The following is a 25,022-nucleotide window of genomic DNA, read 5'->3' on the forward strand; positions in this document are numbered from 1 at the left end:
TTGTAAGGCTTGCGCTGCCGCTTTCTCATGAGGAATCAATGGTCAAGGAAATTTCGCTCGCGGATGTGCGTGGGCTGGTCGGTACTGAAACCGGCCTCTCGGACTGGATTGTCGTCGATCAGGCCATGATCGATGCGTTTGCGCACGCGACCAACGACCATCAGTTCATCCATGTCGACGCGGAGCGCGCCGCATCGAGTCCCTTCGGCGGCACCATCGCTCACGGCTTTCTTACCCTCTCGCTGCTCTCGGCGATGAACTACAACAGCCTGCCGAAGGTCCGCGAGCAGACCATGGGCATCAATTACGGCTTCGAGAACGTCCGTTTCCTCTCGCCGGTCAAAACGGGCGCGCGCATCCGCGGCCACTTTGTCCTCGCCGAAGCCCGCTTCCGCGGCGCTGGCATGCTGATGACGAGCTATGACGTCTCGATCGAGATCGAGAACGAGAAGAAGCCGGCGCTGACCGCCAAGTGGATCACGATCATCCAATTCGACCCCAAGGACCGGCCGGAAAACGTCTAGGCGCCTTCGAAATCGATGACGTGCCGGATAACCTGGCCGGCATGGAGCCGATCGAATGCCGCGTTGATCCCCTCCAGCGGACCGGTCGACGACAGCAAACGGTCAACCGGCAGCCGCCCGCGTCTGTAGAGCCCGATAAAGCGCGGAACGTCGCGGCTCGGCACGCAACTGCCGAGATAACTGCCGAGCACGCGCCGCTCCTCGGCCACCAGGCTGACGGCGGGGATCGCAAACTGGCTGGACGGATTGGCAAGCCCTGCCGTTGCCGTCGTGCCGCCGCGCCGTGTGATGCGGTAAGCAAGATCGAAGGCCTTGACGGCACCGGCCATCTCGAGCGCGTGGTCGACGCCGCCTTTGGTTGCCTCGCGGATCTGCTCCACCACGTCGAGATCACTAGCGAGAAAGGCATCGGTAGCGCCGAGCGAAAGGGCAATCTCGAGCTTGTCACGCGCAAGGTCAACCGCGACAACCCGCTCGGCCCCGGACGCCACCGCGCCGAGCACCGCAGCCAATCCGACACCTCCCAGGCCAACAACGGCGACCGTCTGCCCCGGCTGCGCGCGGCAGGTATTCACCACGGCGCCAACGCCCGTCAACACGGCGCAGCCAAACAGCGCGGCGTGGGTGAAAGGAATATCGGGATCGATGCGGATGGCCGAATGGCGCGAGACCACGGCGTGGGTGGCAAAACCCGAAACACCGAGATGATGATGGATCGGCACTTCCTCGCACATCAATCGGCGAGCGCCCGATAGCAGCGTGCCTTTTCGGTTGGCATCAGCCCCGGCTATGCACAGCGCCGGGCGTCCCTCCGCGCAAGGCAGGCAGTGGCCGCAGCTCGGCATGAAGCTCATCACGACATGATCATCAGGCGCCAGATCGTGAATGCCTGGCCCGACCGCCTCGACCGTGCCCGCCGCTTCATGTCCAAGCGCCATCGGCATTGGCCGCGGCCGGTCGCCATTGATGACGGAGAGATCGGAATGGCAGAGCCCGGCTGCACCAATGCGGACGAGAATTTCATCATTGCCGGGCGACGCAAGCTCAAGATCCTCGATAGACAGCGGCCTGCTCGCCTGGAATGGCGGCTCGACCGGAGATCGGCGTAAAACCGCGGCGCGTATCTTCATGAGCTCCTCCCCGGGGACGGCTTTAAGCACACGAGCGGCTCACAGAGTCCAACCGCAACAGGACTTTAAGGTGTGCAGCGGTGTCGCCTGCTCGTCCACGATATCCCTATGGAGCACCGTTGATTTCGATGATGTTGCGATCGGGATCGAGGAGATAAGCTTGTGGAAAGCCTGCCGGCCCATTGCGCCTAAGCCGCAACCGCCACGGATCGCCATCAGGCGCATCCTCCCGAAAGCCCTTTGCGATCAGCCCTCGAATACATCCCTCGAAATCATCGGTGCGGAACGCGAAATGCCCGTCGGCCGTGTCTATGGTCGCCGCACGCCGGAAGGTCCCGGCCGGATTGATGATGATGTGGACCTGCAGCGCCCCGCAGGCAAACCACGCCCCGTCCGTGCTGAAGGGCGGCCTCTCGATCTGCTCCAGACCGAAGACATTGCGATAGAAGGCGACCGATCGGGCCAGATCCGTGGCAACGATAGAGACGTGATGCAGCATCATCGAAGACACCCCCGCAACCGTTGCGACTACGCTCCAACACGGGCCGCACGCGATGGTGGATGATGACACGAATGACGGCGGCCTTGCAACTCGAAGCCACGTGAGGACGGCACAATAGCACCGTCCCCGATCGGGAGTTCCAAATTGGTGGCGCTTAGTGCGCTGCGTCTTCCGCGCCCTCGGCCAGCAGGCCGAATACGAAATCCGCAAACGAACGCCAGCACTCCACCCGGAATGTATCGTCCTCGGTGCGGAAGAGCACGATCTCGGCCTTTCCGAACAGCGTGCGCGAGCAGGCGCCTACGGGGAAGATCTCGAGCGACAGATCCTGGGGGCAGCCGGCCGCGATCGTCGCCTCCGCCCCGGGGCCGGAGACGATGATCGCAACGTTGCGATGCGAGACGTCGGTGGCCGAATGCAGCGCGCTCGATTTGGCGAGCGCACCCATCAGGTCGGCGCCGGACTCGTCGATAACAAGCCATTCATCCGGGCCGAGCCAAAGGGCGGCACGCCCCCCCTTGCGGCCAGAGGTCTTCGGCGCAGCCGGGACCGTGACGGCAAGGGCGGAGGAAAGTGCTTTGAGCGATTCCGCCGGGGCGCGAAGCGCCACGCGGCTTGCCGCCGGCGCCGGCGTCAGCCGTACTGTGGCCGAGCCCCCATGACGACCAGAAAGCACCGACTTGCGAACTGCCGTATCAGCCATTGATGCGGCCTCCTTCCTTGTCAAAGAACACCAAATCAGTCACCTCTACGGCGATCGTCTTGTCAGGCATCGGCACGTAGAGCGTCTCGCCCATCCGTGCGCGGCCACCTGCGACCAGCGCGAAAGCGATCGACTTGCCGAGATTTTCGGACCAATAGGACGAGGTGACGTGGCCGAGCATCGTCATCGGCTTTGGCTCGTTCGGATTGGCGACGATCTGCGCGCCCTCTTCGAGCACGAGCTTCGGATCCTTGGTGACGAGACCGACCAGCTGCTTGCGGCCTTCCTTCACCAGATCCGGCCGCTTCAGCCCGCGAATGCCGACGAAATCCGTCTTCTTTTTGGAGACGGCCCAGGAAAGACCGGCATCGTCGGGCGTCACGGTTCCGTCCGTGTCCTGACCGACGATGATGTAGCCCTTCTCGGCACGAAGAACGTGCATCGTCTCGGTGCCGTAGACGCAGGCGCCGAGCGGCTCGGCATTGGCCCAGACCGCTTCCAGCACCGACTGACCGTAATCGGCCGGCACGTTGATCTCGAAGCCGACTTCACCGGTGAACGACACGCGGAAGAGACGCGCCGGCACACCCATGACCGTGCACTCGGCAACGCTCATATGCGGGAAGGCTTCGTTCGATATATCGACGCCTTCCACCAGTGGCGCGATGATCTCACGGGCCTTCGGACCCTGCACGGCGATGACGGCCCACTGTTCCGTCACCGAGGTCAGCCACACCTTGAGGTGCGGGAATTCCGTCTGCAGATAGTCTTCCATGTGGTGGAGGACGCGCGGCGCACCGCCCGTCGTCGTCGTTACGTGAAAACGATCGTCGGCCAGACGCCCGACGACGCCGTCGTCATAAACGAAGCCGTCTTCGCGGGTCATGATGCCATAGCGGCACTTGCCGGGCTTCAGCGTATCCCAGGCATTGGTGTATATCAGGTTCATGAACGCGGCGGCGTCCGGGCCGACGATCTCGATCTTGCCGAGCGTCGAGGCATCGAACACGCCGGCGACATCGCGCGCCGTCTTGCATTCGCGGGCAACCGCCTGATGCATCGTCTCGCCGGGACGCGGATAAAACCACGCACGCTTCCAGTTGCCGACATCCTCGAACACCGCGCCATGGGCTTGTTCCCACTCGTGCAGCGGCGTCTTGCGCGTCGGGTCGAACAGCTCGCCGCGCGAATGGGCGACCAGCGTGCCATAGGTGACAGGCGTATAGGGCGCGCGGAACGTCGTGAGACCGACCTGCGGGATCTCCTTGCCGAGCATTTCGGCAGCGATCGCCAGGCCGTGCATGTTGGAGAGCTTGCCTTGATCCGACGCCATGCCGTTCGTGGTGAAGCGCTTGATATGCTCGATCGAGTGCATGCCCTCTCGCACGGCAAGGCGGATATCCTTGGCGCAGACGTCGTGCTGGAAATCGATGAACGCCTTGGCGCTGGTCTCCGGGCCCGCACCTTCGGCAGCGCCGATCATGCCGCCGGTCCACTGATGCGCCTGCTGCGACGACAGGCTGATCTTGCCACCCGAGGACTTGCCTGCGGCCTGCGCCATCAGCTCGCCGGCGGCAAGCGACTCTTCGATCGTCTGCTGCAAATCGTCGGTGCCGTTGCAGGCGCCGACGGAGAGGCAATCCTGTGCATAGGTGCCGGGCAGGAAACGCTGGGTTTCCGGTTCGAAGGCCACCTTGCCGCGCGACTGCGAGAACAGATGCACCGATGGCGTCCAGCCGGCAGACACCAAGAGCGCATCGACCGCGATTTTGCGCGGCGAGCCGCCGCCGTTGCGGGCAACGGTCATCGAGGAGATGCGCAGCTTGCCCGAGGTGTTGACCACGGACTGGCCGGCGAGAACGTCGATGCCGAGCGAACGGGCTTGGGCAAGAACCTCGCCACCCGGCGCCTGCCTGACATCGACGATCGCGGCGATCTCGACACCGGCACGCTTCAAGTCGAACGCAGCCTCGTAGGCAGAGTCGTGCGCGGTGTAGACGCCGAGCTTCTGGCCGACAGCAACGCCGTACTGATTGAGATACATGCGCGCGGCCGAGGCCAGCATGATGCCCGGACGATCGTTGTTCGGGAATACCATGTGGCGCTCGATCGCGCCGTTGGCGAGGATGACGCGCTTGGCGCGCAGCTGCCACAGACGCTCGCGCGGCAGGTGGCGGCCCGGGTTTGCGACATGGTCGGTGACGCGTTCGGCGAGACCGACGAAGTTGTGGTTGTAGTAGCCGAAGGCGGTGGTGCGGGTGAGAACCTGCACATTGTCCATCGCCTTCAGGCTGGCAACCGTCTTCTGCGCCCACTCATAGCCGTCGAGACCGTCGATCTTGACGCCGCTGTCGTAACGCAGCGCACCGCCGACCTCCGCCTGCTCGTCGCACAGAATGACCTTGGCACCGGCATGAGCCGCAGCAAGGGCGGCTGAAAGACCGGCAACGCCGGCACCCACCACCAGCACGTCGCAATGCGCATAGCGGCTGGCATAGTGATCAGGATCCGCTTCCTTCGGGGCGACGCCGAGACCGGCGGCACGGCGGATCATCGGTTCGTAGACATGCTTCCATGCCGCCTTCGGCCACATGAAGGTCTTGTAGTAGAAGCCGGCCGCGAAGAAGGGCGACATCAGGTTGTTGATGCCGCCGATATCGAAGGAAAGCGACGGGAAGCGGTTCTGCGATTCGACGATCATGCCGTCGAAGACTTCCTGCACCGTAGCACGCACGTTCGGCTGCTTGCGGGCGCTATCGCGCGCAACGTCGATCAGCGCGTTCGGCTCTTCGGCACCGGCAGACAGGATGCCGCGTGGGCGATGATACTTGAATGAGCGGCCGACAAGATGGATGTTGTTGGCGATCAGCGCCGAGGCGACGGTATCGCCTTCCAGCGCCGTGTAGCTCTTGCCGTCGAAGGTGAAGCGGGCGGTTCTGGCAGGCGTCAGGCGACCCTTGCCTGCAATACGGTTCGTGCCGCTCATTGTGCCTCTCCTTCGAGCGCTTCGTAGGTCTCGACGGGAGCATGCGGAACGGCGGCTGCGCCGATCTCCGGCTTCGGCTCGCCTGCCTTGTAGGTCCTGATGAACTTGTCGCTGATCGTGTCACGCGCCGCGTTGAAGAAACGGCCGCATCCATGCTGGTGACGCCAGCGTTCGAAGATCAGGCCCTTCGGGTTGTCGCGCAGGAAGAAATATTCCTCGAACGCCTCGTCGGAGATCGAGGCGATGTCGGCGGGGCGGGCGATGTGAGCATCGCCGGCGCCGCGAAATTCGAGCTCGGAGCGCTCTTCCTGACAGTATGGGCAGTAGATAAGAAGCATGATGTCCTCGTGTCAGTGCGCGACGGCAGCAGCGGCGGCTTCGTCGATCAGACGGCCGGTGCGGAAACGGTCCAGCGTCAGGCCAGCATTGAATTTGTGCACCTCGTCGCGAGCGATCAGATGCGCGAAGAGATTGGCCGAGCCTGGGGTCGCCTTGAAGCCGCCAGTTCCCCAGCCGCAGTTGACGTAGAGCCCCGGAACCGGCGTCTTTGACTGGATCGCCGAACGGTCCGGCGTGTTGTCGACGATACCACCCCACTGGCGCATCATCTTGACACGGCGGAACATCGGGAACAGCTCGCAGATGGCATCGAGCGTATGGGTGATGATCTGCAACCCGCCGGTCTGGCTGTAGGAATTGTACTGATCGGTGCCGGCGCCGATGACGAGCTCGCCCTTGTCGGACTGCGAGATATAGGCATGTACCGTGTTCGACATGACCACGCAGGGGAAGATCGGCTTCAGCGGTTCTGAGACCAGCGCCTGCAGCGGGCTCGATTGCAGCGGCACGCGCACGTCTGCCATCTTCATGACCGTCGTGGTGTGGCCGGCCGCCGAAACGCCGACCTTCTTGGCGCCGATGAAGCCGCGACTCGTCTCGACGCCGGTGACGCGCCCGTCCGGGCTGCGGCGGATGCCGGTCACTTCGCAGTTCTGGATGATGTGGACGCCGCGATCGGAGGCGGCACGGGCATAGCCCCAGGCAACCGCATCATGACGCGCCGTGCCGCCGCGGCGCTGCAGCGCAGCGCCGTTGATCGGATAGCGGGCGCTGGCGGAGATATCGAGCGGCGGACAATAGGCCTTGGCCTGCTCCGGCGTCAGCCACTCGTTGTCGATGCCGTAGAGGCGGTTGGCATGGATATGCCGCTTGAAGGATTGCTGGTCGTGCACATTGTGCGACAGCATCATCACGCCGCGCGGCGAATACATCACATTGTAGTTGAGATCCTGCGACAGGTTTTCCCAGAGCTTCATCGAATGCTCGTAGATGTGCATGCTCTCTTCATAGAGATAGTTCGAGCGGATGATGGTCGTGTTGCGACCCGTATTACCGCCGCCGAGCCAGCCCTTTTCGAGCACTGCGACATTGGTGATGCCGTGCTCCTTGGCGAGATAATAAGCCGCACCCAGGCCATGTCCGCCACCGCCGATGATGATGACGTCGTATTCGGCGCGCGGCTCGGGCGAAGCCCATTGCTTGTCCCAGCCCTTGTGGCCTCTCAGGGCCTCCCGTGCCACGGCAAAAACCGAGTATCTGCGCATCCGCCTTCATCTCCTTCGGGGAAAGGTCCCTTCTCGTCGGCCATACAAATCGCAAATCCAAAAGCGGCACAACGTTTCTTTTGCGACGCGAAGCGGCTTTTGTTTTGACACACAGCAAGAATGAATGAGATCGGGTGTTCTATTCGAAGCAGAGCAAACACCGGCGAAAAACGTCGGACCGGCCTGTCGCGGCTTCCGGCCGCGCCATCCCTCGTATTTCAGCATGTGTGCACTTACAATTTTTGAGCGCATAGTCCACGCGCTCCGCGAGCGCTCTTTGCGCGCTGAGGGTCAAGCGTGGGCAGCAGTGGCAACATTCATAAGCCAGACGTCGGCACGCATATAGGAAGATACGTCCGACTTGGCATCAATTGGAACAGACCGACACGGCATGCGGAGCCTGCTGTGGGGTCATTGGGAGGACGCTCTAACAAAGGAGGAAGCGGCAGCGGTCGGCGTCGATGCCGTCTTTACCGGCCGAAAGCAGAAGCCCTGACAGGGAAATGGAACCCGCCCGCCGTAGAAATGGGCCCGGGCTCCAACAGATCACGGCGCAGTGATGCTTCCACGGGCCTGCCTCGACCAGTCCGGTCAAACATGGCCACTGAAAGCCTAGGCAGGCTCTTTTCCATCAAACAAATAAAAAGCCCTCGCGCACTAGGCGCGGGGGCTGTTCAGGAGGACGAAGCCGACTTGCGCGCAGTCCGTCGCTTCTTGACAGGGGCGGCGGCCGGTGGTGCATCGGCCTCCTGCTGCATGCGCAGCGCCCTCAGCTTTTCCGTCTTCTTTTCGCGAGCGGCGGCTTCTGCCGTAACGATTGCCCTCGCCGTCGTGTCGGTGACGGCCGCCTTGTCGCGCGGTGAGAGCTTAGCCGGATTGAAGAGTTCGTCTTTTGAAGTCATCTGCTCTCTCTCTCTCTATCTAGAAGGAGTCTGCCAGATGGCAGTTCAGCGGGCCGGACGGACTGCCTTCTTCGGAGCCGGAAGGAGACCTTCACGCTGAAGCTTCTTGCGTGCAAGCTTGCGCTGACGGCGAACCGCCTCGGCCTTTTCGCGGACACGCTTCTCGGACGGCTTTTCATAAGCGCTGCGCGCCTTGAACTCGCGGAACAGACCTTCACGCTGCATCTTCTTCTTCAGGACGCGGAGCGCCTGGTCGACATTGTTGTCTCGAACGAGAACCTGCAAAATCTTTCCTTTCATGCGGCAAACTCGTTTGCCGGTTGGTCAGAGTGGAAACTACTTCCGCACCCTGATGCTTGAAGTTTTCAACCAGGATCCGCCCCGGATATCCGCAGCGGCGTCAACTCTCGGCGTCGGGGATGCCGACTGGTTCACGTCGATATCGCTCTCAAGAATCCGCCGATCGAAGTTTTCGGTGTCGAATCGAACCCGATACTGCGGGCGACTGCCGTCAGACGGGAGAATCGCCGCGATTATACAAGTCCTGCTCGCCTCTTCGGTACGGACGAAACCGTCTTTCAGAACGATACTGTCGCCGACAGCGTATGTTGGAATTCGTGCCATTTGGTTCACCGAACTGTCTTGATCGTCAAAAGCATAAAAGGCCGGGTTTAACCCCGACCTTCGCCATCAGCTCTCAGCTGCCAGTACATCCGTGGTCAGCCGGGCCGAATGAGAATTAAGCTACGCGCAGGTTGTCAGCAGAATTCTTGCCGGACTTCTTGTCGCGAACGAGATCATAGCTGATCTTCTGGCCGTCGGACAGATTGCCCAAGCCAGCGCGTTCAACGGCAGAAATGTGAACGAAAACGTCCGTGCTGCCGTCGTCCGGCTGAATGAAGCCGAAGCCCTTGGTGCTGTTGAACCACTTAACGGTACCTGAATTCATAACGATCTCCTTTCAATAGTCGTTACTGCCATGCGTTTATTCACAAGGCTAAGATCGATTTTGAGAGGAAATCTGACGGAGCTTCGCGCTCTTTGACAAAGGTCACAACCAACAGTCGATGGCCTACATATATCGCAAACGGCGGAATAAACAAGGGAAAGAAGCAGGCTATTTGGGTTCGGGCGGATCGCGCAACGCTGATCGGCGGTGCTTCAGGGATACCCGGTTATGCTGAATGGCAGCCTTTTGAGGGCTCAACAAACCGGCGCCGAGAGGGACAAGACACGGTTTTTTACGGCAAGAACCGCGAGAGCATATGGACTTCCACCCGCCATTCTGCTATCCGCAACCTCAATCGCAAGGCTCCGGCCGCGCGAACCGTATATTTTTTGCCTCTGGCGCCTTGCCGACGCCGGGACCAACCAAACCAAAGGAACGTGATTCTCGTGCAGGTACTTGTCCGCGATAACAATGTCGATCAGGCTCTCCGCGCTCTCAAGAAGAAGATGCAGCGCGAAGGTATTTTCCGCGAAATGAAGATGCGCGACTACTACGAAAAGCCGTCGCAGAAGCGCGCTCGCGAAAAGGCCGAAGCCGTTCGTCGTGTTCGCAAGCTGGCTCGCAAGCGGGCCCAGCGCGAAGGTATCGTCGCACGCTAAGCGTAGCTGTCGTTATTTCGACGTTTTCAGATGCATGTTGGCGGGGGCGATCTATTCGCCACCGCCTTTTTAATTTGCTGCTAAAGCTTGCCCGTCCTTGAAACGGACCGGCTGCACCGGGGGAAAACGAGCCCGCATGGCTGACATCACCAAGACCCGCTCTTTGCGTTCGCCGAAAATCGCTGTTCTACCGGTTTTCGCAATCGTCACCGCGCTAGGCCTTGCTGGCTGCACGACAAGCAACACGTCCGATGCTGTCATTCGCATCGACAAAGCGCAGGGTTCACAGGAAAACATCGCCTCGCTGACATCTGTCATCAATGCCAATCCGAAGGATCCGGAAGGCTACAACGTCCGTGGCTCCGCTTATGGCCGTGGCGGCGACTTTCGCCAGGGGTTAAACGACTTCAATACGGCGCTGCAGCTCAACCCGCGTTTCTATCAGGCCTACGCCAACCGCGCGCTGGTCTACCGCAACATGGGCCAGCAACAGCAGGCGATTCAGGACTACAACACCGCCCTGCAGATCAATCCGAACTACGACGTGGCGCTGATCGGCCGCGGCAACGTCTACCGCGCCGCCGGTCAGGACGATGCCGCCTTCAACGACTTCGACAAGGCGATCCAGAACGGCACGACCGATGGCCGCGCCTATCACAATCGCGGTCTGATCTATCAGAAGCGCAATCAGCAGGACAAGGCGATCGACGACTTCTCGAAGGCGATCTCGCTTTCGCCGAACGCGCCGGAACCCTATAACGGCCGCGGCATCTCCTACATCGCGCTGAACGACGACGACAACGCGTTTGCCGACTTCAACCACGCGATCGAGCTCAACGGCAACATTGCCGAATCCTGGGCCAACCAGGCGCTGGTCTATGAGCGCCGCGGCGAAAAGGACAAGGCTGCGCGTTCCTACCGTCACGCGATCGGCCTGGATGCGAAGTACCAGCCGGCAAAGGACGGTCTTGCTCGCGTGGGCGCTGCGACAACTGGCTAAGGCATTACAGGCAGGAGACCGACGATGGCAGCGAAACAGCATGTGGTCGTCGTCGGCTCCGGCATTGTCGGTGCCTCGATCGCCTGGCACCTGACGCGTGACGGCGCCGCCGTTACCGTGGTAGCCGAGGACACAGGCGGTGTGGCCACACCCAATTCCTTTGCCTGGATCAATGCGAGCTGGGGCAACCCGGAATTCTATTTTCACTTTCGCCGCCGTTCCATGACCGAATGGAAGCGCTTGGCCCGCGAGCTCCCCGGACTGCCGCTTTCCTGGTGCGGCGGCATCTGCTGGGATCTGCCACCCGATCGGCTTGAGGCGTTTGCCGTCGAGCACCATTCGTGGGGCTATGACATTGAACGGCTCGACAGCGCAGCAATTGCAGCGCGCGAGCCTTACCTGGCACATGTTCCCGATTTCGCGCTGTCGGTCTCGGAGGAAGGTGCGGTCGAGCCGGCCGCAGCCGCGCGGCTGCTGCTTGCCGACGCGGAAACCAGGGGCGCGAAATTCGTCAACGCCGCTGTCGACGGCCTTATTCGCAGCGGCGATCGGATTGCCGGCGTCGTCTCATCGGCAGGCATTATCGAGGCCGATCACATTGTCCTGGCTGCCGGCGCCGGCAGCACGCCGCTTGCCGCCGCTGTCGGCGTCACACTCCCCTTGGAAGCGCCGCCCGGGCTGATCGTTCACTCGCGTCCTTTCGAAAGGCGGCTGAACGGCCTGGTCATGGCAGCCGATCTGCATATGCGCCAAACGGCCGACGGCCGCATCATCGCGGGCTCGGATTTCGGCGGCACCGATCCCGGCGCCGACCAGCACGCCACTGCCGCGCTACTCTTTGCGAAGATGAAGGAAAGCCTGACGGAGAGCGACCGGCTGAGCATGGAGTTCTTCACCGTCGGCTACCGTCCGACACCCAAGGACGGCTTCCCGATCATCGGCAATTGCGGCCAGAACGGCCTTTATATTGCCGTGATGCACTCCGGGGTGACACTCGCGCCGCTTGTCGGTCTACTCGCGTCTAACGAGATTCTTTCGGGCGATGCAGATCCATCTCTCACGTCCTTCCGCCTCGGAAGATTCGGCTGACACCACGGTCGAACAAAAATTTGCGAATTGCCGGACGACATGTTTTAGTGTGTTGCAAGCAGCAACACCTGTCCCTAACATGTCGTGGTTTCGATAGCAGGCTATCAGGAGAGCCGGGGGCGCGTTGAAGGCAATTGCAGTGGTCCAGTTTTTTGCTTTCATGCCTGTAAGCGGCGGGCGCACCGGCGGTTTCGGCTGCGTTACCCAGCGAAGTACACGCTCATGAGAGGCCGCTTACGCTTCTTTCCGAAGGCGTCGATCGGGACTTACCTGATCGCGATGGCAGTTGCCACGGCCTTGCCGATTTTCACTCTCGTGGCACTTCTGCTGGCGCAACTCGAAGACAACCAGCGCTCGATTCTGAAGCGGGAAACAGCCCAGGATGCCACCGCACTCGCCCGGTCCATCGATCGCCAGCTTCAGGACATGGCTACAACTTTAAGGCTGCTCTCGAACTCGCCGGAATTGGAGAGCAACGACTTCGCGTCGTTCCACGCCCGCACTGAAACATCTCTGCGGGCAGATACGCTTTATGTCATTGCCGTCGACGAGAGCGGCCAGCAGCTCCTGAACACCCGCCGGAACTACGGCGAGCTCCTCGGGAAGGCGGGGAACCTGCCGGCTGTCGAAGCGGCCATCAAGTCGGGCCGAATCGAAGCCTCGGATGTGTTCATGGGGCGAACGAGCGGTGAATTCGTCTACAACGTTACCATGCCACTGCAGGCGGGCAAGGTCAGGGCGCTGATCATAACGCAGAACGCCAGGGACCTTGCGAAGCTTGTCACGACTGAAGGCCTGCCGAACGATTGGTCTGCAGCTGTCATCGATCAGAGCGGCCACATGGTCGCCTCCGCCGGCGCCACGAATATCGGCTTCGGCCAACCTTTCAATCCGAGCATTCTACCCTCACTGGTCGATTCCAGCGGGGTCTACGAGGATAGACAGGTCCTGCCGAAGGCAATGCTGGGCTATGCGCAGATTCCGGGCTGGTCCTGGAAGGCTGTGATATGGGGGCCAGTCGCCACGGCGCAGGCTTCTATCCTGACGACATGGCGCTTTCTGGTCATAGGTGGCTTGGCGCTGATGCTTCTCGCAATTCTGGCTGCCTATGTGGTGGCGCGCCAGGTCCGCACGACAATCCGCTCGATCGCCGACATGGCCATTCGCATGGGCGAAGGCCACATCGTGGCGCCGATCGAGACCAGCGTCATCGAAGCCAACCAGGTTGCGGTCGCGCTCTCCAACGCATCTTTCGACCGGAGCCAGACCGAAGATCGCCTGCATTTCGTGATGAACGAGCTGGTGCACCGCACCAAGAACCTGCTGACCCTGGTACAGGCGATGATGCGCCAGGTCGCCAAGCGCGCCGACAGCGTCGAGGCATACCAGGCAGCGGTTGCCGATCGCCTCGAGGGCCTCTCCCGCTCGATCGATCTGCTCACCAGCGAGCAATGGGCGGGCGCATCGCTGCGGCGGGTGATCGACATCCACTTCAAGAGCTTTCCACAAGCTGCCGAGCAGGTCGATATAGCGGGGAAGGATTTCACGCTGAGGCCCGAGGTGGTGCAAAACCTCGGCCTCGTTCTGCATGAGCTGGCAACGAACTCGGTGAAATACGGTGCCCTTTCCGTGCCGCACGGCCGTGTTCTGCTGAGCTGGCAGGACGTGCGAGACAAAGAGCGGAGCGAACCCATGCTTCGTTTCACCTGGGAGGAGCGTGACGGTCCGCCCGCCCACCCGCCAGAGAACTCAGGCTTTGGTACGACCATCATCAAGAACCACGCCGCCGCCGCTTTTGGTGGCACCGTCGAAATCGACTTCCGGCCGGAAGGCTTTTATTGGTCGTTGACGGCCCCTCGCCGCACCTTGGAGCGCGCATAGGTCACGGGAACAATCCCGCTGAACGTTCGTTTCGGACAGGCTACTCGAAAAGGAGAAGACCATGTTCAGGGAAACGATGATTGCCGCGGCGGCGGCCGCGGTAGCCGCCATCGCAAACCCGGCAAGTGCCGCAAATTACATCACGCTCGGTCAGCTCGTCTGCGGATCACAGGGCGGTCAGGGACTGATCGTCACCTCGCGGAAGAACCTACTCTGCACCTACACGCCGGCGCAAGGAGGCCCGAAGGTCGTCTATGCCGGAACAATCCAGAAATTCGGACTGGATGTCGGCCAGACGGGCAAGACTGTCATGATATGGCAGGTCCTGGCCAAGACCGGAACCGATATTCCAGAATACGCGCTGGCCGGTGAGTATTACGGCATAGGCGCCGATGCGAGCTTCGGCGCGGGTGCGGGAGCCAAGGTTATCGCCGGCGGTACAAACCAATCCTTCATGCTCCAGCCACTGAACGTGCAGGCTCAGGAAGGCCTGAACCTCGCGCTCGGCGTGGAGAAACTGACGCTGGCGCCGGCTGCCACCTGATTGCAGGTAGCGCCGAGGAGGAGAGGGGCGAGTTGCCTCTCTCCTTTCCCTATCAGGCGGAATGATCCGTCAGGCCGAAAATCATCATCAGCGTAGCGATGATGCGATTGACCCATCGAACGGCCCGGGAATATCAAGCAATCTGGCGACGCCTCAGTGATTGATCGCCTTGTTGATTTCTTCGGTGACCTTCTTGGCATCGCCGAGCAGCATCATCGTGCCGTCCTTGTAAAACAGCGTATTGTCGATGCCGGCATAGCCGGAGCCGAGCGAACGCTTCACGAAGAGGCAGGTCTTCGCCTTGTCGACGTCGAGGATTGGCATGCCGTAGATTGGCGAGGTCTTGTCGTCGCGCGCCGCCGGATTGGTGACGTCATTGGCGCCGATGACATAGGCGACATCGGCCTGCGCGAATTCCGAATTGATGTCCTCGAGCTCGAAAACCTCATCGTAGGGCACGTTCGCTTCGGCAAGCAGCACGTTCATGTGACCCGGCATGCGGCCGGCGACCGGATGGATCGCGTATTTTACCTCGACACCGTTCTTCTTCAGATTGTCGACCATTTCGCGAAGTGCATGCTGCGCCTGCGCCACCGCCATGCCGTAGCCTGGCACGATAATGACCTTCGAGGCGTTCGCCATCAGATAGGCTGCATCCTCTGCCGAACCGAGCTTGACGGTCTTGTCCGAATTGTCCGCGCTGCCCGCCACCGTCTCGCCGCCGAAGCCTCCGAGAATGACCGAGATGAACGAGCGGTTCATGCCCTTGCACATGATGTAGGACAGGATCGCACCGGATGAGCCGACGAGCGCACCGGTGATGATCAGCGCCAGGTTGCCGAGCGTGAAGCCGATGCCGGCCGCCGCCCATCCCGAATAGGAGTTCAGCATCGACACGACCACCGGCATGTCGGCGCCGCCGATCGGCACGATCAGCAGGACGCCGAGCGCCAGCGACAGGGCGACGACAGCCCAGAAATCGAAATGGCTTTCCGTTGCGGCGAGGCCGACGATGAACAGCACGATCAACACCAAAAGGGCAATGTTGATCAGATGCCGGAAGGGCAGCATGATCGGCTTGCCCGACATGCGCCCGTCAAGCTTCAGGAAGGCGATGATCGAGCCGGTGAAGGTCAGCGCACCGATGGCGACGCCAAGCGCCATTTCGATCCGCGCCTCGGTGTGGATCTCGCCGATATTGCCGATGCCGAAGGAAGACGGCGTGTAGAGCGCCGAGGCCGCCACCAGCACGGCCGCAAGGCCGACCAGAGAGTGGAAACCGGCAACAAGTTGCGGCATCGAGGTCATCGGGATCACGCGGGCGATATAGGCGCCCGCACCGCCGCCGATGGCAAGACCGAGGATGATCAGCACCAGGCCACCGAACGAGGGCGTTGCCAGCGTCAGCGTAGTGAGGATGGCGATTCCCATACCGATCATGCCGTAGAGATTGCCCTTGCGGCTGCTGGCCGGGTGGGAAAGGCCGCGCAATGCCAGGATGAAGAGCACACCGGAGACGAGGTAGAGGAAGGCTGCGATACTGGTCATGCGCTCCTCACTTGTCCTTCTTCTTGTACATCGCCAGCATGCGCTGGGTGACAAGGAAGCCGCCAAAGATGTTCACGGAGACGAGGACGAGAGCGATGAAGCCGAAGCCGGTCGCAAGCCCGCTGGTCGAGATGCCGACCGCCAGAAGCGCGCCGACGACGATGACCGAGGAGATCGCGTTGGTGACGGCCATCAGCGGCGTGTGCAACGCCGGCGTTACCGACCAGACGACGTAGTAGCCGACAAAGATCGCCAGCACGAAGATCGCGAACTGGAACACGAAGGGATCGATCGCGCCGCCGGTTGCAGCACTTGCCGCCTCGGGCGCATGCGCGGCAGCGGCCGCCACGGCATTCACGGCCTGATTCAGCTGCTCCAGCGCCTTGTCCATTGCTTCACCAGCCATCAGTTGTCCCCCTTCTTCGCACCGCCAAATGCCGGATGCACGACATTGCCCGCATGCGTCAGCATCGTCGCCTTGATTAGTTCGTCCTCGAGATTGAGGGCGATCGTCTTCGTTTCCTTGTTGACCATGGTCTCAAGGAAGGTGACGAGGTTCTTGGCGTAGAGCTGGGAGGCACTGGCAGCGATCCTGCCGGCCATATTCGGGAAGCCGATGACGCGCACGCCGTCGACGTCGGCCACCTTGCCGGGCTTGACGCCCTCGATATTGCCGCCGCGCTCGACGGCAAGGTCGACGGCAACCGCACCCGGCTTCATCGACTTCAGCATTTCGCGCGAGACGAGCTTCGGTGCCGGGCGCCCGGGGATCAGGGCCGTGGTGATGACGATGTCCTGCTTGGCGATATGCTCAGCCACGAGGGCTGCCTGCTTTGCCTGATACTCCTTGGACATCTCCTTGGCGTAGCCGCCGGCGGTCTCCGCCGCCTTGAACTCTTCATCCTCGACGGCGATGAACTTCGCGCCCAAGGACGCAACCTGCTCCTTTGCCGCCGGACGAACGTCGGTCGCCGAAACGGCGGCGCCGAGACGGCGGGCCGTGGCGATCGCCTGCAACCCGGCAACACCTGCGCCCATGACGAACACCTTGGCTGCCGGAACGGTGCCGGCTGCCGTCATCATCATCGGCATGGCACGGTCATAAACCGCCGCTGCTTCGATGACGGCCTGGTAGCCTGCGAGGTTTGCCTGCGAGGAAAGAACGTCCATCGACTGCGCGCGGGTGATGCGCGGCATCAGCTCCATGGCGAAGCTGGAGAGCCCGGCCTTGGCCATGGCGGCGAGCGCCTCGTCATTGCCGTAGGGATCCATGACCGCAATGACGATCGCACCGCTCTTGTAGCCGCCGATATCTTGTTCCGTTGGGCGGCGGACTTTTAGCACGACATCGGCTGTCGCCGCAGCGCCCACCGAACCGATCCGCGCGCCGACCGCTTCGAACTCCGCATCCGGAATTTTCGACTTTGCCCCCGCTCCCGCCTCGACGACGACGTCGAGCCCAAGCCCTATCATCTTCTTTACGGTTTCGACGGACGCAGCGACACGCGTCTCATCCCCCGTGATTTCCTTCGCCACAAAAACAACGTTGCCCAACCGCCCCCTCCTCCGGGTCAGCCAGCCTGCCGCAGGTCTTGCCTGCTCAGCCCGAACATTCAGTCAAAGCTTTGGAAAAGCCGCGCCGCGCTTAGCGCAGCAGGACGAGGCCAGCGACAAAGACGATCAACAGGACGACGAGGCCGCCAAGGAAACCGGCACCAGTGAAGAAGCCAGCGGCCATGCCAAGCAGGAGAGCGACAAGGAACAGCGTGCCGTACTTCGCCGCGGCGAGGAACATGCTGTAGGTCTGCTCATGCTCCTCATAGTCCATCGGCGCGCCAACTTCGGCAGGTCCTGTGTGATGCTCAGCCATGAATATCGTCTCCCTCAAACTTCCCGGCCAATAAAGCAATGCGGCCGTTCGACTGCCGTGATTCCCTCGATCCGCGAGGAAATTTCCCTGCAGAGGGATTACACAAAGCTTTGATAAAGCGCAATGCAAGAGAATGCCGCAGGCAGGCGGCATTCTCAGCCAAATTCAAGCGGATGGCCTCACAGCGGAAGATCGGTTCCGAGATCGCCTTCAGCCATGAAACGTGCCGTCGGTATGATGGTAAGGGGCGGTAGCGTGTCATTGGGCGTGCGCGAGAACATCATGCGCTGTTCGCTGGCGCTGGAGATGAAGAAGGGATAGCGCGTCAGGAGCTTTCGGCCGACCTCGATGACATTGGTCGCCATCAACGTCAGATCGAAGCCGTAGGTCTCCGTCATGCGGCTTGCGACGACGGTGTCGGCGTAGAAGACCCGCTTGTAGAAGGCTGCATGCGCCGGGCGCACGTGCTGCATCACACGGTCCGCGCGAAAATGCGCCGCGGCGACGATGTTCGGACGCAGCGTCAGATAAGGGATCCACGGCATTTCCGTGCTGAGTTCCGGATCCGCGGCAAAGCGCGCCGGATCGATCAGGCTGAGCCCGGCATCCAGAAACGCGTCCATTTCCGCCGGAAAGATACCGCCCGATTGTGAGACACGATGGTCGGGCGTCACGTGATGGATGCGAATCGTGCTGACGAGCTGTTCATAATAGTACAGTCCGAAAACATACGCCTGACTGTCGAAATCGGCCTCATCGATCATGCTTTTGGCGGCAACCGGAAGCACTTCACGGGCCTTGTAGGCCTTGTAGCGCAGGCGCTCCACCTCTTCCATATCCTCGCCGCTTTCGACGCGGCGGTATTCGACGTGGTCCATTATTTCGAGAAGTTTGCTGCTGAAATCACTCGTCTTTAAAGGGTTGTCTACCATAGTTACCCGGTCCGCCTGTTAACGAAGCATTAATCATATGGAACCGGCGGAAGGGCAAGAATGATACGAGAACTTGCGTTATATTTGAATTGTTAAGGTTAATGGCGCGGCGTTTGCGTGAAGAACCTTCAGCCGAGAAAACGGTCGAGCTTACGCAACTTTCGGGCGGCGACGCGGCGCCGTACGACGGCTGAGGCTTTGGGAGAGGATGGCGATGTTCTGCGCCGGAACTGCCGGCGAGAAAACGTAGCCCTGCACGAGATCGGTGGCGCGATACTTGTTGAGCAAGGCCAGTTGCTCGGTGGTCTCAACACCTTCAGTGACGATCTTCAGACCGAGTTCGCGCGCCAGGTTGACGGTGCCACGCAGCAGCTTGAGCCGACGCCCGTCCTCGACGATGTTGCGCAGGAACGAGCGGTCGATCTTCACGATGTCGAGCGGCAGCGTGTCGAGATAGCTGAGGCTGGAGAAGCCGGTGCCGAAGTCGTCGATGGCGATCGTGATCCCGCGTGCCCTCAGTTCGGCGAGGATCGCGCGCACCGCGGCCGGCTCATCGATCAGGCAGCTTTCCGTAATTTCGAGATGCAGCCGCGCAGGTTCGAGACGCGATGCCTCGAGCGCCTCGGAAACGACGGCAAGAATATCCGCGTCGCGCAGATCGCGCGCCGACAGGTTGACCGAGACGGCGATATGATCCGGCCAATTCATGCAGTCCTTGCATGCCTTCATGAGGATGAAGCGGGTGATCTCGGAGATGATGCCCATCTCTTCGGCAATGCGAATGAAGACATCCGGCGGGATCGCGCCCTTTTCTGGATGGACCCAACGCGCCAGCGCCTCGGCGCATTCGATGCGCGTTCCGTCCGCCTTGAACATCGGCTGGTAGGCGACGCTGAGACCCTGGTTGCCGATCGCTTCGCGCAGATCCGCCTTGAGCTTTTGCTGCTCGATATAGCGCCCGTCCATCTCGCGTTCGAAGCCGGCAATTCCGCCGCGCTGCTTCGACTTGCTTTCGAAGAGCGCGAGATCGGCCTTGATGCTCCACTCCTCCATCGCGAAGGCATCGCTTTCGAGGATCGCAAAGCCGGCGCTCAGCGAAACGAGGAAGGTGACGTCATCGGCTTCGTAGTTGCCCTGAATGCTCTCATGGAAGCGGTGGATCTCCGCGTCGAGCGCGGCCATGTCCTTTGCATGCGGGAAGAAGAGAATGAACTGGTCGCCCATCAAGCGGCCGACGATGGCCTTGCCCGCCTGCTTGGCGATGCGGCTTGCGATGGCGCAGAGCAGGCGGTCGCCGGTAATGTGGCCGCGCATGTCGTTGACATGTTTGAACTCATCGATATCGAGAACCATGAAGGCGACAGGGCCGCGCTTCTTCTGGTACTTGGTCAGGTAGTCCTGCACGAGGTGGCTGAAGTATTCGCGGTTCGGCAGACCGGTCAGCGCATCGAAGCGAACCATGTGCAGGATCTTCTGCTCGGCCTTCACGCGGCTCGAGACGTCTTCGAAAATCAAGACGGCGCCGCCATCGGCGCGGCGGCTTGCCGAAAACTCCAGGGACAGATCTTCTGGAAAGTGAATCAGCGTGCGCGAAAGCTTGCCCTCGGCGACATGCGTCATCTGCCGCAGGATCAGCTCCGGCTGGGTGGAATCCATGAAGCTGTAGCGGGCACCGTAGCGCAACACCGCGCCGAGGTCGCGTTCCTTCAGCCGCTCCGGATCGCCAATCTTCAGAAGGTCGCAGGCCTTGCGGTTGATGACCTGGATACGGTTTTCCGGATCGACCATCACCAGACCGTGCGGCATGTTGTTGAGTGCCGTGTCGAAGCGGTCGGCGATCATCGAGATCTGGCGACGCGCAATGACGTTCTCATACAGGAACTCGCGCACGCCATTCGCCATTGCCCGCGTCGTCAGGCCAAACGGAATGAGGAAGGCCGACAGGATCGCGCGATAGAAGTCGAGCGCCATCAGGCTGCAGATGATCATCGGCAGACAGCAGGCCAGTGTCTGCAGGTCGATCGCCTTTTGCGATCCGTAATTTCGGCCGACGACGGAGACCATCGACGCCATGGTGACCGCGATGCAGGCGAGCTCGGCGAACGGATCCTGCAGGATGAAGATGGCATAGCCGCTGCCGATGCCAAGGATCGCCGCCGTGGAGGCAGCGCCGATGACATAGACGGTTTCCCAATGTTCGATCTGCTCGCGCGACAGCGTCCGCTTGTCGACCTTGTCGAACATGCGGAAGGTAACCATCCGGCCGGCGAAAACGGCAAGGAAACCTACCGAAAGGGCGACATAGAACGGAGAACTGGTTTTCAGGGCTACGGCGAGGAAGGCAACCACATGCACGATGACACCCGCGACGAGTGTCATGCGATTCCCGAAGAGGGAACTGACAAACGACAGATAAACGTCGGTAGGGACCCTGTTCGGGTTATGTGGCTTCATCCATACTTTCCCTGTGCGGCGAAACCTTAACCGCAACCCTTTAAAAATTGATTTCGGGTAATCGATACATTTTGTCGAATTTTCCAAAACCCTGGGATGAATTTTAGCGTTTGCAATGACTTATGCAGCCATTCGGTGAAGTTTTCGCGGCATCACGCCTATCCTGAGGTTGTCTGTGCGCCCCGCATTGACGCCAAGCGTGTCGCATGCGCTTTATACGACTATATTCCAACACGCCCCCTTTAATCTTTCAATTTGAAAAACCGTGGTCTAAACCGGTGGAAAGATAAAAGGCGCATAAAAACGCGCGACATAACAGGGGGAAGGCATGCCGGCTTTGTTGACCGTCAGCCGGCTGATCGACGCGGTCAGCCAATTCATGGGCAAACTGTCCGAATACATGGTGCTGTTGTGCTGTCTGATCAGCGCCGCCAATGCACTGATCCGCTATTCTTTCAATTACAGCTCAAATGGCTGGCTCGAGATCCAATGGTATCTCTTCGCCTTCATCGTCGTGCTGGGTGCAGCTCATACGCTGCGCATGAACGAGCACGTGCGCGTCGACCTGATCTATGGCGCAGTCTCCGACAAGGCGAGGATCTGGATCGACGTCATCGGCCTTGTCGTTTTCCTGATCCCGGCCTGCCTCTTCCTGACCTGGCTCTGCTGGCCCTTCTTCCTGTCCTCCTACCTGCAGCATGAGGTCTCGGCCAATGCCGGCGGCCTGATCCGCTGGCCGGTCAAGCTCGTTCTCTTCCTCGGCTTCGGGCTGCTGACCCTTCAAGGTCTCTCGGAGTTGATCAAGAGGATTGCCGCCCTCACCGGCTACATCCTGATCGATACGAAATACGAAAAGCCGCTGCAGTAGCCCGGGCCCGGAGGAACACCATTGTTTGATTTCGGCATCATTCCGCCGGCCATGTTCGTGGGTATGATTCTCTTCATGCTCTACGGCTTTCCGGTCGCCTTTTCGCTGGCCGCCGTCGGCCTGTTCTTCGGCATTATTGGCATCGCCACGGGCCATTTCAGCGAAGCGTTCCTGCAGGCCCTGCCGCTGCGTTTCTTCGGGATCGTCTCCAACGACCTGCTGCTTGCCATCCCCTTCTTCACCTTCATGGGCGCTATTTTGGAGCGCTGCGGCCTGGCCGAAGATCTGCTGGAGGGAACGGGCAAGCTGTTCGGCAGAATTCCGGGCGGCCTTGCCTATGCAGTGATCCTGGTCGGCGCCGTGCTCGGCGCCATCACCGGCACGGTGGCCGCCTCCGTCATCACCATGGGCGTCATCTCGCTGCCCATCATGCTGCGTTACGGCTACAGCCCGAGGCTCGCCACCGGCGTCATCGCCGCCTCCGGCACCATAACCCAGGTCATTCCGCCATCGCTCGTGCTGGTCGTGCTTGCCGACCAGCTCGGCAAATCGGTCGGCGACATGTATCTCGGCGCCATCGGCCCCTCGATCCTGCAGGTGGCGATCTTCATGGGCTACATCCTGATCCTGTCGTTCTTGAAGCCGGCCGCCATGCCGCCGCTGCCGAAGGAAGTCCGCGGCGATTTCAACTGGGCGCTGCTCATGAGGGTACTGTCAGGGATGGTGCCGTCGATCGTGCTGATCTTCCTTGTCCTCGGCACGATCTTCATGGGGCTCGCGACGCCCACCGAAGCCGGCGCGCTCGGCGTCGTCGGCGCCATGGTGCTTGCCGCCATGCATCGCCGCCTCACCTGGCCGCTGATGCAGGAAGCGATGCGTTCCACCATGCACATCACCTCGATGGTGGTGATGATCCTGATCGGTTCGACCTGCTTCAGCCTTGTCTTCCAGGGCATGGACGGCTCACGCTGGATCGAGCACATGCTGTCGGGCATCCCCGGAGGCCCGGTCGGCTTCCTGATCTTCGCCAATATCTTCATCTTCGTGCTGGCCTTCTTCCTCGATTTCTTCGAGATCGCCTTCATCGTCATTCCGATGCTGGCGCCGGTGGCTTCGGCACTCGGCATCGACCTGATCTGGTTTGGCGTGCTGATCTGCGTGAACATGCAGACGAGCTTCATGCATCCTCCCTTCGGCTTCGCGCTCTTCTACCTGCGTTCGATTGCCGATCGCAGCGTCAAGACGTCGGATATCTACATGGGCGCCGTGCCCTGGGTCTGTATGCAGCTGATCCTCGTGGCGATCGTGATCTTCTGGCCGCAATCGGTGACCTACTGGCTGGACAAGGGACCGAAGGTCGATCCGAGTTCGATCAAGATCGAAGTGCCGGGCTTCGGCGGCAATGGCTTCTCGCTGCCACCATTGGGCGCGCCCGGGGGTGGCTCACCGCAAATGCCCGGACTGACCTTGCCGCCGATGAATGGCCTGCCCGGCCAGCCGCCTGCACCCGCAACGCCTGCGCCGCCGGCAACGGATCTCAGCCAGCCACCTAAGATCAACTGAAAAAAAGCCCCGGATCGAAATCCGGGGCTTCTTCTTGTCGGGGTTGGCCAGCGATCAGATTTTGCCGGCGCGCTGCTGGATCATCATGAACGTATCGAACGTGTATTCCGACAGCTGCGCCCAGAGGTAGGCATCGCGCTTGAACGCGGTCTGATCCTCATAGATCCTCTTGAAATACGGGTTCGATGCGGAAATCTCGGCATAGATGCCGAGGGCCGCCTGGAAGCAGGCTTCCAAGATGTCCTGGCTGAAGGGACGCAGCGTCGCGCCCTCCGATACCAGCTGCTTCAGCGCCGGCGGGTTCTTCACGTCGTACTTTGCCATCATGTTGGTGTTGGCAAAGGCGCAGGCATCTGTCAGCGCCGCCTGATAGTGCTTCGGCAGGCTGTTCCACTTTTCCAGGTTGAAGAAGGCGTGAACCGTCGGACCGCCTTCCCACCAGCCGGGATAGTAGTAGTACTTCGCAACCTTGTGCAGGCCGAGCTTCAGGTCGTCATAGGGGCCGACGAACTCGGAGGCATCGATCGTGCCCTTTTCGAGGGCCGGATAGATGTCGCCGCCGGCAATCTGCTGCGGAATAACACCGACCTTGCTGATGACCTGGCCGGCAAGACCGGCAATACGCATCTTGACGCCCTTCAGGTCATCGAGCGTATTGATTTCCTTGCGGAACCAGCCGCCCATCTGGGCACCCGTATTACCCGCCGGCAGGCCGTAAATGCCCTGCGTGGCGTAGAACTCGTTCATCAGCTTGTTGCCATTGCCTTCGTAGAACCAGGCATTGGTGAGGCGTCCGTTGAGACCGAACGGGATTGCCGTACCGATCGCGTAGGTCGGATCCTTGCCGACGAAATAATAGGAGCAGGTGTGCGCTGCCTCGACCGTGCCGGCACTGACGGCATCGGCGGCCTGCAGCCCCGGAATGATTTCGCCTGCCGCAAACGGCTGGATGGTGAAATTGCCGTCGGTCGCCGCGGCAAGGTGCTTGGAGATATCGTCTGCCGCACCATAGATCGTATCGAGGCTCTTGGGGAATGACGACGTCATGCGCCAGGAAATCTTAGGGTTCTCTTGTGCAATGGCGGGTGCCGCCAGCGCACCGGCAGCAGCGACCGCACCGGCGCCTGCGGTTCCTGCCTTCTTCATGAATGAACGACGATCCATCAAAAACCTCCCGTATAGATGGTACTGCGAGGCGAACCCTCATCTCTGCCCGCAGCAATAGCTGGAAGCTAAGCACGGTGGCAACCGTGTTTCAAGCACCGTGCCATTAGTCTTTGGCATCACGACGGCAATATGGCGTCAAGCGCATTT

The 25,022-nt window shown here is 61.0% G+C and carries 24 protein-coding genes; 8 read left to right on the forward strand and 16 right to left on the reverse strand.

Going from position 1 to position 25,022, the window contains the following annotated elements; genetic code table 11:
• Nucleotides 1-38: 38 nt before the first annotated feature.
• Nucleotides 39-524, forward strand: a complete 486-nt coding sequence (locus BSG20_RS11760; protein WP_072375273.1) for a MaoC family dehydratase — start codon at nucleotides 39-41, stop codon at nucleotides 522-524.
• Here the strand turns inward: BSG20_RS11760 and BSG20_RS11765 are convergent.
• The 9 genes from BSG20_RS11765 to BSG20_RS11810 form a co-directional block, all read right to left on the reverse strand.
• Nucleotides 521-1,654 carry a zinc-dependent alcohol dehydrogenase family protein gene (locus BSG20_RS11765; RefSeq protein WP_072375275.1) on the reverse strand — a complete coding sequence of 378 codons (1,134 nt, stop codon included), beginning with the start codon at nucleotides 1,652-1,654 and terminating at the stop codon, nucleotides 521-523. The two genes, BSG20_RS11760 and BSG20_RS11765, sit on opposite strands and share 4 nt — an antisense overlap.
• A gap of 106 nt (nucleotides 1,655-1,760) precedes the next feature.
• Nucleotides 1,761-2,156 (reverse strand): VOC family protein, encoded by a 396-nt coding sequence (locus BSG20_RS11770; RefSeq protein ID WP_024315875.1) that lies wholly within the window; start codon nucleotides 2,154-2,156, stop codon nucleotides 1,761-1,763.
• 154 nt (nucleotides 2,157-2,310) lie between these two features.
• A complete protein-coding gene (soxG, locus tag BSG20_RS11775) occupies nucleotides 2,311-2,859 on the reverse strand; it encodes a sarcosine oxidase subunit gamma family protein (protein ID WP_072375278.1) in 549 nt (182 codons plus the stop codon).
• Nucleotides 2,852-5,845 carry a sarcosine oxidase subunit alpha gene (locus BSG20_RS11780; RefSeq protein ID WP_072375280.1) on the reverse strand — a complete coding sequence of 998 codons (2,994 nt, stop codon included), beginning with the start codon at nucleotides 5,843-5,845 and terminating at the stop codon, nucleotides 2,852-2,854. The genes soxG and BSG20_RS11780 overlap by 8 nt, the downstream gene beginning before the upstream one ends.
• Nucleotides 5,842-6,183: a sarcosine oxidase subunit delta gene (locus BSG20_RS11785; protein WP_072375283.1), complete on the reverse strand. Its 342-nt coding sequence runs from the start codon at nucleotides 6,181-6,183 to the stop codon at nucleotides 5,842-5,844. The genes BSG20_RS11780 and BSG20_RS11785 overlap by 4 nt, the downstream gene beginning before the upstream one ends.
• A 12-nt stretch (nucleotides 6,184-6,195) precedes the next feature.
• The gene (locus BSG20_RS11790) at nucleotides 6,196-7,449 is read right to left on the reverse strand and encodes a sarcosine oxidase subunit beta family protein (protein WP_024315871.1); all 1,254 of its coding nucleotides are present in this window, start codon (nucleotides 7,447-7,449) and stop codon (nucleotides 6,196-6,198) included.
• A gap of 674 nt (nucleotides 7,450-8,123) precedes the next feature.
• Nucleotides 8,124-8,351 (reverse strand): hypothetical protein, encoded by a 228-nt coding sequence (locus BSG20_RS11795; RefSeq protein ID WP_072375286.1) that lies wholly within the window; start codon nucleotides 8,349-8,351, stop codon nucleotides 8,124-8,126.
• A gap of 45 nt (nucleotides 8,352-8,396) precedes the next feature.
• Nucleotides 8,397-8,636 carry a 30S ribosomal protein S21 gene (gene rpsU / locus BSG20_RS11800; RefSeq protein WP_007527643.1) on the reverse strand — a complete coding sequence of 80 codons (240 nt, stop codon included), beginning with the start codon at nucleotides 8,634-8,636 and terminating at the stop codon, nucleotides 8,397-8,399.
• 454 nt (nucleotides 8,637-9,090) lie between these two features.
• On the reverse strand, nucleotides 9,091-9,300 hold the full coding sequence (locus BSG20_RS11810) for a cold-shock protein (protein ID WP_024315867.1): 210 nt from the start codon (nucleotides 9,298-9,300) through the stop codon (nucleotides 9,091-9,093).
• Between the two features lie 446 nt (nucleotides 9,301-9,746).
• On the opposite strand from BSG20_RS11810, the gene rpsU (BSG20_RS11815) reads away from it, so the two are divergent.
• The 5 genes from rpsU (BSG20_RS11815) to BSG20_RS11835 all read left to right on the forward strand — a co-directional run bounded on the left by rpsU (BSG20_RS11815) (nucleotide 9,747) and on the right by BSG20_RS11835 (nucleotide 14,473).
• A complete protein-coding gene (gene rpsU, locus BSG20_RS11815; protein ID WP_037119559.1) occupies nucleotides 9,747-9,959 on the forward strand; it encodes a 30S ribosomal protein S21 in 213 nt (70 codons plus the stop codon).
• Nucleotides 9,960-10,095: 136 nt separating this feature from the next.
• Complete coding sequence (locus BSG20_RS11820; protein WP_024315866.1) at nucleotides 10,096-10,959, forward strand: tetratricopeptide repeat protein; 864 nt, start codon at nucleotides 10,096-10,098, stop codon at nucleotides 10,957-10,959.
• A gap of 24 nt (nucleotides 10,960-10,983) precedes the next feature.
• Entirely contained in the window at nucleotides 10,984-12,048 is a 1,065-nt protein-coding gene (locus BSG20_RS11825; RefSeq protein WP_072375292.1) for an NAD(P)/FAD-dependent oxidoreductase, read from the forward strand.
• A gap of 222 nt (nucleotides 12,049-12,270) precedes the next feature.
• On the forward strand, nucleotides 12,271-13,929 hold the full coding sequence (locus tag BSG20_RS11830; protein ID WP_072375294.1) for a sensor histidine kinase: 1,659 nt from the start codon (nucleotides 12,271-12,273) through the stop codon (nucleotides 13,927-13,929).
• Between the two features lie 61 nt (nucleotides 13,930-13,990).
• Nucleotides 13,991-14,473, forward strand: coding sequence for a DUF992 domain-containing protein (locus tag BSG20_RS11835; RefSeq protein ID WP_072375297.1), 483 nt, complete (start codon nucleotides 13,991-13,993; stop codon nucleotides 14,471-14,473).
• Between the two features lie 153 nt (nucleotides 14,474-14,626).
• On the opposite strand, the gene BSG20_RS11840 is transcribed toward BSG20_RS11835, so the two are convergent.
• From BSG20_RS11840 to BSG20_RS11865, 6 genes are all read right to left on the reverse strand, one after another.
• Nucleotides 14,627-16,021 (reverse strand): NAD(P)(+) transhydrogenase (Re/Si-specific) subunit beta, encoded by a 1,395-nt coding sequence (locus BSG20_RS11840; protein WP_072375300.1) that lies wholly within the window; start codon nucleotides 16,019-16,021, stop codon nucleotides 14,627-14,629.
• Between the two features lie 7 nt (nucleotides 16,022-16,028).
• Nucleotides 16,029-16,427 carry a proton-translocating transhydrogenase family protein gene (locus BSG20_RS11845; protein WP_024315862.1) on the reverse strand — a complete coding sequence of 133 codons (399 nt, stop codon included), beginning with the start codon at nucleotides 16,425-16,427 and terminating at the stop codon, nucleotides 16,029-16,031.
• Nucleotides 16,427-17,575: a Re/Si-specific NAD(P)(+) transhydrogenase subunit alpha gene (locus tag BSG20_RS11850; protein WP_072375303.1), complete on the reverse strand. Its 1,149-nt coding sequence runs from the start codon at nucleotides 17,573-17,575 to the stop codon at nucleotides 16,427-16,429. The genes BSG20_RS11845 and BSG20_RS11850 overlap by 1 nt, the downstream gene beginning before the upstream one ends.
• Nucleotides 17,576-17,666: 91 nt before the next feature.
• Nucleotides 17,667-17,891 (reverse strand): aa3-type cytochrome c oxidase subunit IV, encoded by a 225-nt coding sequence (locus BSG20_RS11855; RefSeq protein WP_072375306.1) that lies wholly within the window; start codon nucleotides 17,889-17,891, stop codon nucleotides 17,667-17,669.
• A 179-nt stretch (nucleotides 17,892-18,070) separates the two neighbouring features.
• Nucleotides 18,071-18,769: an N-acyl amino acid synthase FeeM domain-containing protein gene (locus tag BSG20_RS11860; RefSeq protein ID WP_244541317.1), complete on the reverse strand. Its 699-nt coding sequence runs from the start codon at nucleotides 18,767-18,769 to the stop codon at nucleotides 18,071-18,073.
• A gap of 204 nt (nucleotides 18,770-18,973) precedes the next feature.
• Complete coding sequence (locus BSG20_RS11865) at nucleotides 18,974-21,277, reverse strand: putative bifunctional diguanylate cyclase/phosphodiesterase (protein ID WP_072375312.1); 2,304 nt, start codon at nucleotides 21,275-21,277, stop codon at nucleotides 18,974-18,976.
• Between the two features lie 328 nt (nucleotides 21,278-21,605).
• On the opposite strand from BSG20_RS11865, the gene BSG20_RS11870 reads away from it, so the two are divergent.
• Both BSG20_RS11870 and BSG20_RS11875 read left to right on the forward strand, forming a co-directional pair.
• Entirely contained in the window at nucleotides 21,606-22,145 is a 540-nt protein-coding gene (locus BSG20_RS11870; protein WP_072375314.1) for a TRAP transporter small permease subunit, read from the forward strand.
• Between the two features lie 21 nt (nucleotides 22,146-22,166).
• A complete protein-coding gene (locus BSG20_RS11875; protein ID WP_072375317.1) occupies nucleotides 22,167-23,708 on the forward strand; it encodes a TRAP transporter large permease in 1,542 nt (513 codons plus the stop codon).
• A 54-nt stretch (nucleotides 23,709-23,762) separates the two neighbouring features.
• Here the strand turns inward: BSG20_RS11875 and BSG20_RS11880 are convergent, their stop codons facing one another.
• Complete coding sequence (locus BSG20_RS11880) at nucleotides 23,763-24,872, reverse strand: TRAP transporter substrate-binding protein (protein WP_037119584.1); 1,110 nt, start codon at nucleotides 24,870-24,872, stop codon at nucleotides 23,763-23,765.
• Between the last annotated feature and the right edge of the window lie 150 nt (nucleotides 24,873-25,022).

The organism is Rhizobium tibeticum (assembly GCF_900110205.1).
In the GTDB taxonomy this organism is placed as follows: Bacteria; Pseudomonadota; Alphaproteobacteria; order Rhizobiales; family Rhizobiaceae; genus Rhizobium; species Rhizobium tibeticum.